This is a genomic window from Micromonospora sp. NPDC005324, assembly GCF_040607155.1.
GTDB lineage: Bacteria > Actinomycetota > Actinomycetes > Mycobacteriales > Micromonosporaceae > Micromonospora > Micromonospora trifolii.
Window position 1 is genome coordinate 9907 of the sequence record NZ_JBEXGE010000004.1, and the last position, 14798, is coordinate 24704.

Annotated in this window: 14 protein-coding genes; 7 read left to right on the forward strand and 7 right to left on the reverse strand. The window is 71.8% G+C overall.

The window, feature by feature from the left end; all coding sequences use genetic code 11:
- The 3 genes from ABZS40_RS05235 to ABZS40_RS05245 all read left to right on the forward strand — a co-directional run.
- A partial coding sequence (locus ABZS40_RS05235) for a hypothetical protein (RefSeq protein ID WP_354942109.1) occupies window positions 1-214 on the forward strand: 214 nt, incomplete at its 5' end.
- Window positions 215-349: 135 nt separating this feature from the next.
- Window positions 350-532 carry a hypothetical protein gene (locus tag ABZS40_RS05240; RefSeq protein ID WP_354942110.1) on the forward strand — a complete coding sequence of 61 codons (183 nt, stop codon included), beginning with the start codon at window positions 350-352 and terminating at the stop codon, window positions 530-532.
- Between the two features lie 24 nt (window positions 533-556).
- Entirely contained in the window at window positions 557-982 is a 426-nt protein-coding gene (locus tag ABZS40_RS05245; protein WP_354942111.1) for a hypothetical protein, read from the forward strand.
- An 18-nt stretch (window positions 983-1000) separates the two neighbouring features.
- Here ABZS40_RS05245 and ABZS40_RS05250 read toward each other — a convergent pair whose 3' ends face one another.
- Genes ABZS40_RS05250 through ABZS40_RS05260 form a run of 3 tightly spaced genes read right to left on the reverse strand, consistent with a single transcriptional unit; the run spans window position 1001 to window position 3860 of the window.
- A complete protein-coding gene (locus ABZS40_RS05250; protein ID WP_354942112.1) occupies window positions 1001-2242 on the reverse strand; it encodes a glycosyltransferase family 4 protein in 1242 nt (413 codons plus the stop codon).
- A gap of 5 nt (window positions 2243-2247) precedes the next feature.
- Window positions 2248-3174 carry an NAD(P)-dependent oxidoreductase gene (locus ABZS40_RS05255; protein ID WP_354942113.1) on the reverse strand — a complete coding sequence of 309 codons (927 nt, stop codon included), beginning with the start codon at window positions 3172-3174 and terminating at the stop codon, window positions 2248-2250.
- Window positions 3171-3860, reverse strand: coding sequence for a sugar transferase (locus tag ABZS40_RS05260; RefSeq protein ID WP_354942341.1), 690 nt, complete (start codon window positions 3858-3860; stop codon window positions 3171-3173). Before ABZS40_RS05260 ends, ABZS40_RS05255 begins: the two co-directional genes overlap by 4 nt.
- A gap of 317 nt (window positions 3861-4177) precedes the next feature.
- Between ABZS40_RS05260 and ABZS40_RS05265 the strand changes: the two genes are divergently transcribed.
- The 3 genes from ABZS40_RS05265 to ABZS40_RS05275 are packed head-to-tail and all read left to right on the forward strand — an operon-like array spanning window position 4178 to window position 7738.
- Window positions 4178-5221, forward strand: a complete 1044-nt coding sequence (locus ABZS40_RS05265) for a polysaccharide biosynthesis protein (protein ID WP_354942114.1) — start codon at window positions 4178-4180, stop codon at window positions 5219-5221.
- Window positions 5218-6210, forward strand: a complete 993-nt coding sequence (locus ABZS40_RS05270) for an SDR family oxidoreductase (RefSeq protein ID WP_354942115.1) — start codon at window positions 5218-5220, stop codon at window positions 6208-6210. The genes ABZS40_RS05265 and ABZS40_RS05270 overlap by 4 nt, the downstream gene beginning before the upstream one ends.
- Window positions 6211-6268: 58 nt before the next feature.
- Window positions 6269-7738, forward strand: coding sequence for an O-antigen ligase family protein (locus ABZS40_RS05275; RefSeq protein ID WP_354942116.1), 1470 nt, complete (start codon window positions 6269-6271; stop codon window positions 7736-7738).
- A gap of 33 nt (window positions 7739-7771) precedes the next feature.
- On the opposite strand, the gene ABZS40_RS05280 is transcribed toward ABZS40_RS05275, so the two are convergent.
- From ABZS40_RS05280 to ABZS40_RS05295, 4 genes are read right to left on the reverse strand one after another with little or no spacing between them, the layout of a single operon-like run.
- On the reverse strand, window positions 7772-9016 hold the full coding sequence (locus ABZS40_RS05280; protein WP_354942117.1) for a glycosyltransferase: 1245 nt from the start codon (window positions 9014-9016) through the stop codon (window positions 7772-7774).
- A complete protein-coding gene (locus ABZS40_RS05285) occupies window positions 9016-10200 on the reverse strand; it encodes a glycosyltransferase family 4 protein (protein WP_354942118.1) in 1185 nt (394 codons plus the stop codon). Before ABZS40_RS05285 ends, ABZS40_RS05280 begins: the two co-directional genes overlap by 1 nt.
- Window positions 10197-11627, reverse strand: a complete 1431-nt coding sequence (locus ABZS40_RS05290; protein WP_354942119.1) for an oligosaccharide flippase family protein — start codon at window positions 11625-11627, stop codon at window positions 10197-10199. The genes ABZS40_RS05285 and ABZS40_RS05290 overlap by 4 nt, the downstream gene beginning before the upstream one ends.
- Window positions 11624-12589 carry an NAD-dependent epimerase/dehydratase family protein gene (locus tag ABZS40_RS05295; RefSeq protein ID WP_354942120.1) on the reverse strand — a complete coding sequence of 322 codons (966 nt, stop codon included), beginning with the start codon at window positions 12587-12589 and terminating at the stop codon, window positions 11624-11626. The genes ABZS40_RS05290 and ABZS40_RS05295 overlap by 4 nt, the downstream gene beginning before the upstream one ends.
- Window positions 12590-12758: 169 nt before the next feature.
- On the opposite strand from ABZS40_RS05295, the gene ABZS40_RS05300 reads away from it, so the two are divergent.
- Window positions 12759-14786, forward strand: a complete 2028-nt coding sequence (locus tag ABZS40_RS05300) for a hypothetical protein (protein ID WP_354942121.1) — start codon at window positions 12759-12761, stop codon at window positions 14784-14786.
- Window positions 14787-14798: the final 12 nt, after the last annotated feature.

Consider the following 14798-nt stretch of genomic DNA (forward strand, 5'->3'; position numbering starts at 1 on the left):
CGGGCAGGGCGGTCGCGAAGGCCAAGCCGGTCGCGGCGGCGGGCAGGGCGGTCGCGAAGGCCAAGCCGGTCGCGGCGGCGGGCAGGGCGGTCGCGAAGGCCAAGCCGGTCGCGGCGGCGGGCAGGGCGGTCGCGGCGGGCAGCAGCGGCAGGGCGCACCGGCGCCGGCCAACGACGCCATGGCGGAGGCCCTGCGCCGCGCCGGCCTGGCCTGACCCCGCTCAGCACGTCAATCCCGCGCCGCCCCGTCGATCATGGAGTTGTGGTGGGTGACAAATCAACCGCATTACGCCAAGCCAGGCACCACAACTCCATGATCGACGAAGTCGAGTTGACCTTCTCCGTCGATCTTGCAGTTACTGTCCCGACATAAGCCGGCATTCCACCTATCTCGACGACCGAAACTGCTAGATCGGCGCGGGGGGCGCGGCTGGGCTCTGCTGCAGGCGATCAACGCGCTGCCCTACTACGTCGACACCAATCCGGTGATGGCCGGCATCGCCCGGCACACTCTGCTGGCCGTCCTCGACTGAGTCTGGTCGCGTACCGTGGCTGCCGTGGCGGGCGACGACCAGGACTGGCGGGACCAGCGGGAGCGGGCGGTGCGCGCGCACGCCGACGCGGACGCTCGGGCCCGCGCCGCCGAGCAGGCCACGGCGGCGACGCTGGTGACGCGCTTCGCGGCCGAGGCGACCGAGCGCGGGCTGCGTCCGGTGCGGCTCACCGCGACGTCCTACGACGGCCGGCACCGCTACCGCACCAACCTCACCGGCTGGTACGTCGATCGGGCCCGCAGCCGGGCGGTCGACACCCAGGGGCGCTTCTACCTGCTGACCGTGCCGGCCAGCCTGCGTTCGCTGGTGCTCGGTGCGACGCCCGAGGCGTCCCCGCCGCCGCTGGTGATCGGCCGGGGTGGCCGCGACGGCGAGTCCATGCCGCTGGAGGCGCTGCTGAGCCAGCGCCTCGCGGCGGGCGACGACTGACGCTGATCCCGCCCCGGGTCAGCGCCGTCGGTGGCTCTCCACCGCCTCGCACAGCGCCCGTTCGACCCGCTCGGCACCGGCGGCGACGGAGAAGACCCGGTCGTAGTGCGCCCGACCGGCCTGACCGAACAGCTCAAGCTTCTCCCGGCCCAGGTCGCAGAGTTCCCGCAGGGCGTCGGCGATGGAGTCGGGGTCACCCGGCCGGGCGGTGATACCCGCACCGCTGTCCCGCGCGACGGCGGCGGCGTCCCCCTCCGCGGCGACCAGCAGGGCCCGCCCGGCGGCGAGGGTGGCCTGTACCTTGCTCGGCATCGTGTACGCGGACATGCCGCCGGGTCGCAGGCTCACGTAGTGCGCGTCGCCGGTGGCCATGAGGGCGGGCATCCGCTCCCGGGGCACCCGCCCGAGGAAACGTACGTGTGTCGCGTTCGCCTCCTCGGCCCGGCGGCGTAGCCGCTCCTCGGTGGTGCCGGAGCCGGCGATCAGGCAGACCAGCCGCGGGTCGCGGATCCGGGCGCAGGCGTCGATGAGCGAGTCGAGGCCCTGGGCCTCGCCGAGCGTGCCGGCGTACACCAGCACCACCTGGTCCTCACGGAGCCCGAGTTCGGCGCGGAGGTCCGCGACGCCGGTACGCGGTGTCTCGTCGGCCCAGACCGGAATGTGGACGAGCTTCTCCCGGGGCACGCCTCGGCTGGCGAGCAGGTCGGCGGCGCCGGGCGAGACGTACGCGACCCGGCCGGCGCTGCGGTACATCCCACCGCACCAGCCGGCCATTCCCCGCTCGATCATCCGCGAGACCCGGTCGGTGCCGATGAAGCCGCTGGCCAACGCGCTGTCCGGCCACAGGTCCAGGACGTGCAGCAGCACCGGCACCCGCTGCACGTACCTGGTGAACCACATCGGCAGGGCGACGCTGATCGGTGAGTTGCCGACCCAGAGGGCGTCCAGGCCGCGCAGCGCCGGCGTGCCGGAGACCAGCGCGGAGGCGGCGAAGGAGCCGTAGTTCGCCATTCGTCGCAGCGCTGAGCGGTCATGGCTGGGATAGAGGGCCACCCGGCGGATCCGGGTCGTCCCGTCGACCTCGTCGAGGCGGCGCGTCACCCGGTAGCCGGGCGCCAACTCGCCGGTCGGGTAGTTGGGGAAGCCGGTGAGGACCTGGACCTCGTGCCCTCGGCGGACGAGGGCCCGGGCGAGCATTCCGGGGAGCGCGGCGGCGCCCGGCTCCGGGTCGAACCACTGGGTGAGCAGGCCGATCCGCATCGGCCTCACCTCGCCGCTGAGCCGGCGACGGGGCGTGCGGACTGCTCGCCGTCGGCCTGCCACAGCGTGGTCAGCGACTCACCGAGGTCGTACGCGGGCGCCCACCCGAGCACCCGGTTCGCGCGCTCGGTGTCGGCGCACATCCAGGGCACGGCTGCCGAGCGGCTGGCGTCCGGCGCGAAGCTGCCGTCGCGGATCTCGCCGGTGAAGCCGGACACCTCGGCCAGCAACTGGACGACGTCGCGCGTCGCCACCGCCTTTCCGCTGCCCACGTTGAAGACCCGCGCGGGCCCCGGCCGGCAGCGTGCCGCGGCGAGGACCGCGCTGGCGACGTCCCGCACGTCGACGAAGTCCCGGTACGTGTCGTGCAGCCCCACGGCGATCTCCTCCATTCCGGTGGCGACCGCCGACCTCACCATCGCGGTCACCCGAGTGAGCACGTTGCCCGGCGGCATTCCCGGCCCGACCGGGTTGAAGATCCGCAACACCATCGTGTCGAGGCGGCCGGCCCCGCCGGCCAGCTCCGCCAGCCGGGTGGCGGCCAGGTGGCTGAGCCCGTACTCGCTGACGGGTGTGCCCGGGTACTCCTCGCTGACCGCGAGGCCGTGCGGCACGGTGCCGTACTCGGCGGCCGAGCCGATCCGGATCAGGCGGGCTCCGGGGGCGGCGGCGGCCACCGCCTCGATCAGTTTCGCGGTCGCGACGACGTGCGCCTGCACGAAGTCGTACCCGGAGCCGACGATCCGCCCGGCCGCCGTCACCACCACGTCCGGTCGCTCCCGGGCGACCAGCGCGGTCAGGTCGCGCAGTTCGACCCGGACCAGGTCACACTCCGCGCGGGTGATCGACCGGACGGTGGTGTGGGCGGCCAGCGCCGTCCGGATGTGTCGGCCGAGGAATCCACCGGCGCCCAGGAGCAGGACCCGGTTCATCGCCGGTGGGCGGAGTCGTGTTCGGCGGTCGCCTGCGCGGGCGGGTTGCCGGTGAACTCGTGCCAGGTGGCCGCGCCCGGCGCGGAGATTCCCTGGCGGCTGAGCACCACCCAGATCGTGGCCAGGACGATCCGCAGGTCCAGCAGGAAGGAACGGCGGTCGACGTACTCGACGTCGTAGGTGAACTTCGCGTCCCAGTCCAGCGCGTTGCGGCCACGCACCTGGGCCAGCCCGGTGATGCCCGGCCGCACGTCGTGCCTGCGGGCCTGTTCCAGGTTGTAGAGGCTGAGGTAGCCGACGAGGTGCGGGCGGGGACCGACGACGCTCATCTCGCCCCGCAGCACGTTCCAGAACTCCGGCAGCTCGTCGAGGCTGCTGGCCCGCAGCCAGCGACCCACCCGGGTCAGGCGGTCCGCGTCGCTCACCAGCCCCCGGGTCGGGTCGGGGTGGCGCATCGTCCGGAACTTGACCACCTCGAACAGCTTGCCGTGCAGCCCGGGGCGGGTGTGCCGGAACAGCACCGGACGCCCGTGCGTCACCAGCACGACCAGCGCCACCAGCGCCAGCACGGGAGCGCCGAGCACCAGGACGAGGAGAGCGCCGAGGACGTCGAGAAGCCGTTTCCAGCGGTCGTAGGGTCGCCGTGTCGCAGTGCCGTCCCGAGGTGTTTCCCGACCGGTCGTCAGGTCGGAAGCACCGGCTCGCGGGTGCGCCGCGTGGAGAGCAACTTTTGGCATGGAGTACGCATACCACCTTTCCAGAGCACCAACTCCGTCTTTAGCGCTAACGACTTCGGCGCGTCGACAATGGGGGGCCGAACGGCTACTTCGGCAACGCCGAGCCTTGTTCGCGTATTTGTCGAACGAGTCGCAACGAACAGCGAACGCGACTCGAATTCCTTTTGGCGGAAGACGTCACGGCGCCACTTGTCCACGCGTAGGGTCGCGTTCGACGAGAATCCGATTCCCGAGGATGGCCTCCCGGGAAACAGGCAGGAGAAGATGTGGTTTCCTCGCTTTCGGACCGGCGATTCCTTATCACCGGTGGCACCGGATCCTTCGGCCAGACAATGGTCTCCCGACTGCTCGACGCCGGGGCCGCCGAGGTGCGCGTACTCAGCCGTGACGAGTCGAAACAGGACGCGATGCGGCACCGCCTCGGCGACGACCGCGTCCGCTACTACGTCGGTGACGTCCGGGACTACGACAGTGTGCTCAAGGCCGCGCGGGGAATGGAGTTCGTCTTTCACGCCGCGGCGCTGAAGCAGGTGCCCTCCTGCGAGTTCTTTCCGCTGGAGGCCGTACGCACCAATGTGCTCGGCAGCGCGAACGTGGTGGACGCCTGCGAGCGGGTCGGCGTCGAGGCGCTGGTGCTGCTGAGCACCGACAAGGCCGTCTATCCGGTCAACGCGATGGGCATGACCAAGGCCCTCATGGAGAAGGTCGCGCAGGCGCACTCCCGCAACAATCCCGAAGCCCGTACCCGGGTCTGCTGCGTGCGCTACGGAAACGTCATGTACTCGCGCGGATCGGTGATCCCGCTGTTCATCGAGCAGATCCTGCGGGGCGGGCTGCCGACGGTCACCGAGCCGTCGATGACCCGGTTCCTGATGTCGCTGCCCCAGTCGGTCGACCTGGTGGAGCACGCCTTCCGGTACGGCCAGCCGGGTGACGTCTTCATCCGCAAGGCCGACGCCTGCACCATCGGCGACCTGGCCACCGCGCTGTGCAACCTGTTCCGGGTCCCGGCGAAGTTCAACGTGCTCGGCATTCGGCACGGGGAGAAGCTGTACGAGACCCTGGCCAGCCGCGAGGAGCTCGCCCACGTCGAGGATCTCGGCGAGTTCCTCCGGGTGCCGGTGGACAGCCGTGACCTCAACTACTCCCTCTACTTCGAGGAGGGTGACGTCGAGAGCGGCAACATGGCCGACTACCACTCGCACAACGCCCGGCGGCTGTCCGTACCGGAGATCGAGGCGCTGCTGCTGACGCTGCCCGAGGTGCGGGCGCAGGTCGAGGCCGCGGCGGCGGCGGTCGTAACGGCATGAGCACCGGTACCGGTGGCCGGCGGCCGGAGCTGGTCCCCCGCAGACGCAGCGGCCCCGGCGAGGAGGAACCGCGCCCGGCGCGACGGGTCCTCGTCGTCGGCGTCACCGGCATGCTCGGTCACGCGGTCATCCGCGAACTCGGCGACGATCCGGACCTCGACGTGCACGGTGTCGCCCGGAGCATCGAGGACCGCGCGGGGTGGTATCCCCAACGCCTGCTCGACCGGATCACCACGGCCGTCGACGCGACCCGGTTCGGCCAGGTCCGGCAGCTCATCGACGACCTGCGGCCGGACGTCGTGGTCAACTGTGTGGGTGTGATCAAGCAACGGCCGGACGTGCAGGACGCGGTGCAGACTGTCACCCTCAACGCGCTCTTTCCCCACCTGCTCGCCGACGCCTGCGGGAAACTCGGCAGCCGCCTGATCCACGTGAGCACCGACTGCGTCTTCTCCGGCCGGCGGGGCGGATACGTCGAGGACGACCTTCCGGACCCACCCGACCTGTACGGGCGGTCCAAGCTGCTGGGTGAGGCGCGCGGGGTCTCCGCGCTCACCCTCCGTACGTCGATCATCGGGCACGAGCTGGTCACGAACCGCTCGCTGGTGGACTGGTTCCTCTCCCAGCGGGGGCAGGTACGCGGCTTCACCCGGGCCATCTACAGCGGCGTGACGACCGTCGAGTTCGCCCGACTGCTCCGTACGGTGATCCTGCCCCGGGCGGAGCTGACCGGGCTCTACCACGTGGCCGCCGAGCCGATCACCAAGTACGACCTGCTCCGCCTGATCGCCGAGGTGTACGGGTGGCCCGGCGACATCGTGCCGGACGACGAGTTCACCTGCGACCGGTCAATGAACGCGGACGCCCTCGCCCAGACCACCGGCTATCGGCCACCGAACTGGCCGGACATGATCCGGGCGATGCACGCCGCCAGGGCCCGCTGGGCTGTCGAACCGGCCCAACCGGGCCTACAGGACGCGCCTCGCTGAGGGCGGCCCACCCGACGACCGCCGGCAACGCCTGCGGCCGGACTCCGAAGGACATCACGTGGGAAACCGGATGGGCCAACTGGGCCTGCTCGTCGGCGCGACGTGTCTCGTGGTGGTCACCACCATCGCGGCCATCACCGTCCCGCTGGTCGCGACCGGGTTGGTGGCGCTGGTGCTGCTGCTCGCCTTCAGTCGGCGGGTGGACGGCTGGCGGTGGATGCTGGCCCTGACCATGGGCCTTCTGGTGTGCGCCTCGTCCAATGTGCCGGCGCTGGTCGAGGCCAGCTTCTATCCCCGGTACGCGGCGGTCGCGGGCCTGGTCCTCTGGGGGCTCTGCCTGCCGGGCCGCACGCCAGCACGCACCGATGTCTGGACCCGCGTGTTCGTCGCCGCGCTCTGGGCGATGGGCGGCCTCGCCACGGTGAGCTTCGCCTGGTCGGTGGTCCCGATGGAGACCCTCCAGCGGGGCGTCGCGCTGCTGCTGCTGGCCGCCCTGGTGCACGTGCTCGTCCGGCGCCGGTGGCCCGATCGTGCGGTCATGATGGCCGACCTGCGCGTTGTCTACCTGGTCCTCACCTCGTCCATCGTGGTCAGTCTCGGCATCGGGTTCGCCGACGGCACGCTCGTCGCGGCGACCTCCAGCGTCACGCGGTTCCAGGGCCTCTACAACAACCCGAACATGCTCGGCATCGTCTGCGCCCTGACGATCCCGTTGGGCTGGGCGGTCTACCGGCAGTCCCGGCGGCAGGTCGCGCTGCTCGGCATGGTGCCGGCCGCCGCCAGCCTGCTGCTGTCCCAGTCGCGTACCGCGCTGATCGCCGTGCTCGTCGGGGCGCTCTGGCTGGTGCTGCGCTACGGGCTCGGCCGGATGGTCCGGCTGGCCGCGGGGGTGACCGCCCTGCTGCTGGTGGCACACCTGCTCAACCTGCTGCCCACGATCTTCGCCGCACCCTGGATGCGCCAGTTCGTCCTGCGTTTCACCGACCCCACCGGCGGCGACCTGTCCAACGGTCGGACCCAGATGTGGCAGACGACCATCGACCTGTGGTGGCAGAACCGCCCCACGCTGGGCTTCGGGTACGCGTCGCGCAACCACCTGTTCGAGCTCGCCAGCGCCGACGAGTTCTTCGGCACCGCCGGCGTCAGCGTGGTGCACAACAGCTACCTCCAGCTGCTGTTGGAGCTGGGGCTCGCCGCCGTGCTACCGCTACTGCTGCTGCTGGTGGCCGCCGGGCGGGTCGTCCTGCGGGCCCCGGTGCGCCGGGCCGACGCGGGTCTGGTCTGGCTCGTCGTCACCGGTCTGCTGATCCAGGTCACCGAGTCGGCCATGTTCGGCACGGGCCAGACCTACCCGTACGTGTTCTGGACCGTTGTCGCCGCCGCGCTGCTGCACCTGCCGAGGAAGCGGGACCCCGCCGACCGGGAGGCCGTGGCCCGCGCCAACCTGCCCCACGCCGAGGCACGCCAGCAGCGGGCCGGCGTGTTCGACGAGGGCGTTCCGCGCCGGCCCACAGCCCTGCTGCGCTAGCGCCCGCACGAGCCCGGCCGGTGGGTGTCGGTCTCAGCTGCCCCGGCCCGCCGTCACGAAGGCGCTCACCCGGTCCCGCCAGGCCCGGTGGTCGAACGACTCCCGGGCCCGCGACCGGGCCGCCCCGCTCATCGCCGTCCACTCCTCGTCGCGCAGCCGCAGCGCCCGCTCGACCGCCGACCGGACATCGTCCGGCCCGTTGCCGTCGAGCACCAACCCCTCGACCCCGTCGTGGACGTAGGCGGCGAGGTCACTGGTGTGGTTGAGCAGCACCGGGCACCCGGCGGCGAGACTCTCCGGCACCTTGGAGGGGAACCCGTTGGCCGCGTACCCGCCGGTGGGGCGGACCAGCATCGAGAAGTGCGACTCCGACAGCAGCGTCAGCACGGTCTCGCGCGGAACGCGACCGAGGAACCGCACGTCGGCCGAGACCGCGTCCAGCACCCCGACGTCCAGGTCGGAGTGGGCTGCGGCGTCGGCGGCGCTGACCCCGGCGATGGTGAGGCTGACCCGCCGCTGGTGCTCCGGGGCGAGTCGGCTGATCCCCCGCAGGATCACGTCGAGCATGTCCTTGCGCCCGGGGGTGCCGGCGTAGAGCAGCCGCAGGCCGTCACTGATCGGGGGTGGTTGCGGCGCCCGGAACTCGTCGCAGTCCACCTGCGGCGGCACCACCAGCACGTCCAGGCCGTGGCCGGTCAGGTAGTCGGCCAGCGTGGTGGAGACCGCCGTGGCCCGGCCGACGAGCCGGGTCGCCAGGAACGTCGACCAGCGATGCCGGACGAAGTACGGGGTGAGCCAGCCACGGCGGAACTGCCGCCGGTCGTGCCGCTCGCTGGCGTCCACCACCACCGGGCACCGCAGCACGAGGCGCAGGGTCGCCCAGTTGCCGAGGGTCAGCAGGGCCATCGGCAACAGCACGACGCTCACCTCACCGCGACCCACGCCGACCCGGCGGACGGCCCGCAGCACCCGCAGCGGTCGGGCCAGTCGGGCCGACGCGCGGGTGAGGTGGTGTCGACCCCGGATCCGCAGGGTGACCAGGTCGATGCCGGCCACGCCGGGCTGCCCGGCCGGGAAGGCCACCTCGCAGGGCCAGTCGTTGACCACCAGCGTGCACGCACCGTCGGGCGCGGCGGACCGGGCGAGTTGCAACAGGCGATTGGAGGTGGCGTCCCCGTGCGGAAAGGCGTACGCGCCCACAAGCAGTGGACGTGGCCGGCCGGTCGATCCCGCGTCCAGCCGTGGTTGCCGGCCGATCACCGTCGTCTGATCGTTCATTACTCTCCCCGTGTCGAGAAGGCTGGCGGCCGGGGTGGCACCGGGCGGTGCGGACGGCCCGACGCCCACCGTCGGTAGATCGTCAGGTGGGTGGCGGCTGCCGTGTCGATGGCGAAGACGCTGCGCGCGAACCGTTCCGCCGCCGCCGAGGCCGAGGTCTGCTCGGTGTACGACGCCGCCGCGCACACCGCCCTCGCCCACCGCCTCGGCGGGGCGTCGGTGTCGACAATGGTCACGCCGGGCAGGTGCTCGTCGATGAAGCGCACCCCCGGCAGGTCGGCGGCCACCGTGCCGACACCCAACGCGATGGGCTCCAGCACGCCCCCGGGCAGCCCTTCCAGACAGGACGGGTGGACCACCACGTCGGCCTGGCTCAACAGCCCGCCCACGTCGTCGCGCGGGCCCAGCAGGTGCACCCGGTCGGCGAGACCGGCGGCGGCCGCCGCCACCCGGACGCGCTCGTCGTCGGCGTCGTTGCCCGGCCCGATGAGGACGGCGTGGGCCTCCACTCCCCGGGCCCGCAGCTCGGCGAGGATCGGCGGCAGGAGCCAGCGTCGCTTCTCCGGCGAAGCCCGGCCGACGCTGACGCAGACCAGTTCGGCCGGGCGTGCGCCGATCAACTCGCGCAGGTCGTCAGGGCTGGGGCGGCGCAGCCGGTCCAGGTCGAGTCCGTTGAGGACCACCTGGCAGCGGGGGTCGTCGCGCCAGCGTGGGTCGTAGGCGCAGGTGAGCGAGCTGGGCGAGACGCCGAGGATGTCGGTGGCGGAGATCCGCAGCAGCCGTTTGCAGATCCAGCGGTAGGCGCGTCGGCGCAGGTTGCGGCGCTGGTTGTCGTCTCCCCGGAAGTGGGCGACGCGGACGGGCACACCGCACAGGGCGGCGAGCGCGAGCAGCACCCCGGAGAAGTTGGCGCAGTCGACGTGCACCACGTCCGGGCGCAGCCGCCGCAGCAGGCCCAGGAAGCGGGTGGCGAAGCGGCGGTCCAGCGGGATCGGGGTGACAGTGCCGCCGTGCCGGCTGACCACACCGGCCAGCGGGCCGGGACCAATCCGGTCGCTGAGCGTCACCAGGTGCACCTGGACACCGGCCGCGGAGAGCCGGGGTAGCAGTTCGGCGGTCCGCATCTCGGTGCCGCCGAAGTTCAGCTCGCCGACCACCCGCAGCACCCGGCACTGTCCGGTCACGTCGGCTCTCCCCCGCGCAGCGCCCGGCGGTATCCCACCAGCACGGCCGGCCACATGGTGAGCACGTACGCGACGCTGGCCGCCACCGGCAGGCCGGCGAGCCCGAACTGCCGCAGCGCCCAGACCTTGAGCGCGGTCGCCAGCAGCAGGAACGTGGCCCAGCCGACGAACTGCGGCCGGAGCAACCCGATGCTGTTCTGCACCAGGATCAGCGGGGACGTGACAGCGATCAGGAGGGACCAGCTCGCCAGCCCGACCAGGACGCTGACCGGGATCTCGGTGCGATCGATGCCGCCCACCCAGAGGTCGATCAACCGGTGGCCGTAGCCGACCAGCACCGCACCGACCACCCCCACGATCACCCCGTACAGCAGCACCATGCGGTGCGTGTTGCGACGCACCCAGGCCACCTCGCCCCGCGCCAGAGCGGCGCCGTTGACCGGCCAGACCGTCATACCGACCAGCCCGACGAAGATCGAGAGGACGCCGAACAGCTTCCCCACCACCGCGTAGTGCGCGGCCGTGGTGGGCCCGAGGACGTTCGCGACCAGCGGACTGTCCACGTTCAGCGCGATCGCCGACATCGTGGTGAGCGCGAAGAACCGCAGACCCAGCCGGAGCAGACCGACGGCGGTGGCCCGGTGCACGAGTTTCGGGCCCGGCCGCCGGCCGCGATCCTGGAACCAGAAGTAGGTCACGCAGTTGAGCAGGTTGGTCACCGGCACGGCCAGGACCGCGCAGGCGATGACCGCCAGTGGTTGCCACCCGGCGGCGATGGCGCCGAGCACGGCCGCCATTGCCGCCAGCGCCCCGGCCGACTGCCAGATGTTGCTCTGCACCACCTGGCCACGGGCGTACTGGATCCGCTGGATCAGCGAGAGCGGAATGTTGACCACGAAGGCGCCGAAGCAGAGCAGGACCAGGGCGGACGCCTCCGCGGCGACACCCGGGTCACTGACGTTGAACAGCGCGGCCCAGGGCACCACGGGGGCGACCAGCACGAGACCCACCAGCAGCGCCACCGCGACCACACCCAGGGTGGCGAACGCGCTGGAGACCTCCCGGGCCTGTTGCCGGGGGTCGTCGGCCAGGTGACTGAGCCGAGTGAGCAGCCCGTTGCCCAGCCCCAGATCGGCGAACCACGCCATCCCGGTGAGGGCGGTGACCGCCATCCACAGGCCGTACCGCTGGTCGCCGAGGAACCGGAAGCAGGCCGGGGTGATGACCAGGGGGGCGGCCAGGCCGATACCCTTCGCCACCATCGCGGCGGCGATGCCCACGGTGACCGTGCGATCCCGATCCTTCGACGCCGCAGCTGTCGGCGCGCCGGGCGCGACAGTGGTGCCGGCCGGTGGCGCGGCGGCCGGCACCGCCGCCACCGGGGCCACCGGCTCCGGTACGGCCCGACTCGCTGCCCGGGGGGTCACCGAGGCACGGCGGCTACGGCACGCTCGGCGTCCAACCGACCGGCCATCCACTCGACTGTCGCGCGCAGGCCCTCCGCACGGGCGACCGGTGCGACGTCCGGGAACAGCTGCCGCAGCGTGGCGTTGTCGGCCAGGGAGTGCGCGACGTCGCCGGTCCGCGGCGGCGCGTACTCGCGGGCGATCGGCCTGCCGCACAACCACTCGAGCTCGTCGAGGACCCGCAGCAGGCTGGCCCGGGCGCCGAAGGCGAGATTCACCGGATGGGGGTGGTGCACCCGGCGGCGGAGCGCGTCGAGGATGACGTCGCAGACCGTACCGACGTAGGTGAAGTCGCGCGACTGTGTCCCGTCGCCGTGCACCACGGCGGGCTCGTCGCGCAGGGCGGCGTGCACGAAGCGGGGAATCACTGCCGCGTACGCGTGGTCGTGTCGCTGGCCCGGGCCGAACACGTTGAAGAAGCGGAAGGCCACCGTCGGCAGCCCGAACGACGCCTGGTGGGCCAGGGCGTACGCCTCGGTGGCGAGCTTGCTGGCGGCGTACGGACTCATCGGGCGGGTCCAGGTCAGCTCGGTCTTGGGCAGTGCCGGGTTCATGCCGTACACCGACGAGGAGGAGGCGACGAGGACGTGCCCGACCCGGTGTCGCCGGGCAGCCTCCAACACCATCAGCGTGCCTGTCGCGTTCGCGTGGTGGGAGGCCAACGGGTCGCTCAGCGAGCGGGGGACGCTGGGCAGCGCGGCCAGGTGGACCACCGCCTCGCGGCCCGCCATCGCGGCGTCCAGGGCGGCCTCGTCCAGGATCGAGCCCTCGATCAGCTCGACGTCCAGGCCGTCGAGGTTGGCCCGCAGCCCGACCGAAAGGTCGTCGAGGACGGTGACCCCACCGACGGTGGGCTCGACCATCGCGGCGCGGGCCAGGTTGGACCCGATGAAGCCGGCTCCGCCGGTGATCAGAATGCGCATGAAACCCCCCGTATACGCCAGAACACCTGTTCATCGACTGAACACGGGTCGCGTGACGGCGACGGCGGAAATTTCACCCTGTCCGGGTGCTGACCGAGAACGACCAGCCTCGCCCCGACGGCGCACAGTGAGGTTCGTCGTCAGTGCGACCGAGGTGGAGGTGCCGACCATGCCCGAGCTGATCGTCTACCGGTCCAACGCCCTGATGTCCGTCCGGTCGCGCTTCGACAGCACCCGGGATTTGGTCATGCCCGCCAACCTCGCGTACGCCGAGGCGATGGTCGGCATGTGGCACTCCGGTCTCCCCCAGGTCACGCTGGTGCCATCGACCGCCACCGACGCCCAGGTGTGGCCGGTGATGTCCGCCGTCGGGACGAAGATCCACGACACCTCCGACGACAACTGCCCGATCAACACCGGCTGGTCGTACGTCGGCGGCAACCACGGCTACAACGTCGGCAACCAGATCGTCGTCACCAACCACGGCAAGACGACGGTCGACGTGGGCTCGCAGTGGACCGACGGGACACGCACCTTCACCCTGCTGGCCATCACCAACGCGGACAGCCTGCTCTTCGGCAACCCGTACACGATCGTCGACGGCATCGCGCAGGGCGCGCGGGTCAAGCCGGCCGCGCCCCTCACCCACCTCTCCGGGGCGACCCACACGACCACGGTGCCGATCACGGGTCTGACGCCCGACGTGCAGATCCGCCCGGTCACCCACACCCACGCGGTGGCTGTCGAGCTCGACGGACGACCGGTGCCGGACGGCCGGTTCACCGGGCAGGAGCTGACGATCCGGGAGTCGTACCTGATCCCGTCCTACCAGGGGATGATCGACACCGCCCGGGCGAACATCGGCACGCCCATCGCCACGATCATGTCGCGGATCCCGTCCCTGTGCCGCATCTCGAACGTCTACCGCTGGTCGCAGGGCGGTCTGCTGGTGGGACAGACGGTGGCCGCGCTGGAGCGGTTCACAGTGAACGCCGGGGTGACCCAGTGCCATCCGCTGACCCCGGTGGCCGGCGGCACCCGCCGGCAGTTCATGCCGAACGTGGGCACTGCCGGCGGCCTGAACTGGTCGGGGTGGGCGAACATCGACACGATGCCCGCCCTCACCGACTTCACCCCGGCGGCCCTCACGAACCGGCTGACGCCGGCCAGCAGCATGACCCAGTGGGTGTTGAACAGCGGCCAGGTCCAGCAGTGGGGCATCGCCGTCGGGTTGCTGCCGGTCGCCGACGGCGTGCCCGAGATCCGGGCCCGGTACACCACTGCGAAGGGCTGGTTCATCACCTCCAGCCTGAGGAAGAACTACCCCCAGTTGGTGTGGGGCCGCACCCTCGAAGCCGGCGAGTCGGTGACCGGCACCGCCTACCGGCGCTACCTGGCGCCGCCCTCGGCGGCCACCGAGATCGTGGTGTCGGACTCCACAGGCGACTTCGTGATGATCGAACGGGTCGACGCCGTCGCCCAGACCCAGATGGCGGCGCCGGAGCTGTTCCACCGGCTGCTGGTCCCGGCCGGCCCGACCAATCTCACAGTGGCGGACCGGGTCGCCGCGGCCGGGATCTCGTACGGCATGACTGTCCCCACCGGGTACGGGATGTGGCGCGCGGAGCCCGGCCCGACGCGGGTGGGGCCGCTACCCGGGGCGACAGGTCCGCGCGGCAGTTGGTTCCTCCCCCTCGCCGGCCCGACCCAGCAGGTCACCTACACCGGCACCTACCAGTCGTTGCTGCTGCACCCGGTGTACCTGGCGGAGCCCACCCCGGTCGACCGGGCGTGCGTCGAGGTCACAGTGGCGGGCACCGGGGTGGTGCGGCACGGCGTGTACGCCCACGACCCGACGACCGGTCGTCCCGCCGGCCTCGGCCCGCTCGCCGACTTCGGCAGCGTCGACGTCACGGCCGTGGGTGTCCAGGAGTCGGTGTTGACAGTCCCCGTGGTGCTGCCCGCCGGCTGGCACTGGTACGGGCACGCCTGGCAGAGCAACGGCGTCACCCCGCCGACGTTGCGGGCCAGCAGCACCGGCGCCGCCACCACCCTCAACCTCGGCACCAGTTCGGCGGCGATGACCGGGGACCGGTTCGGTTACGAGGTGACCGGGACGACCGGCGCGTTGGCGGCGATCACCATCGCCGGCGTCCACCAACTGCCGCCACCACGGGTCGCGTACCGGCGGGCCTGAGCGAACTGTCGC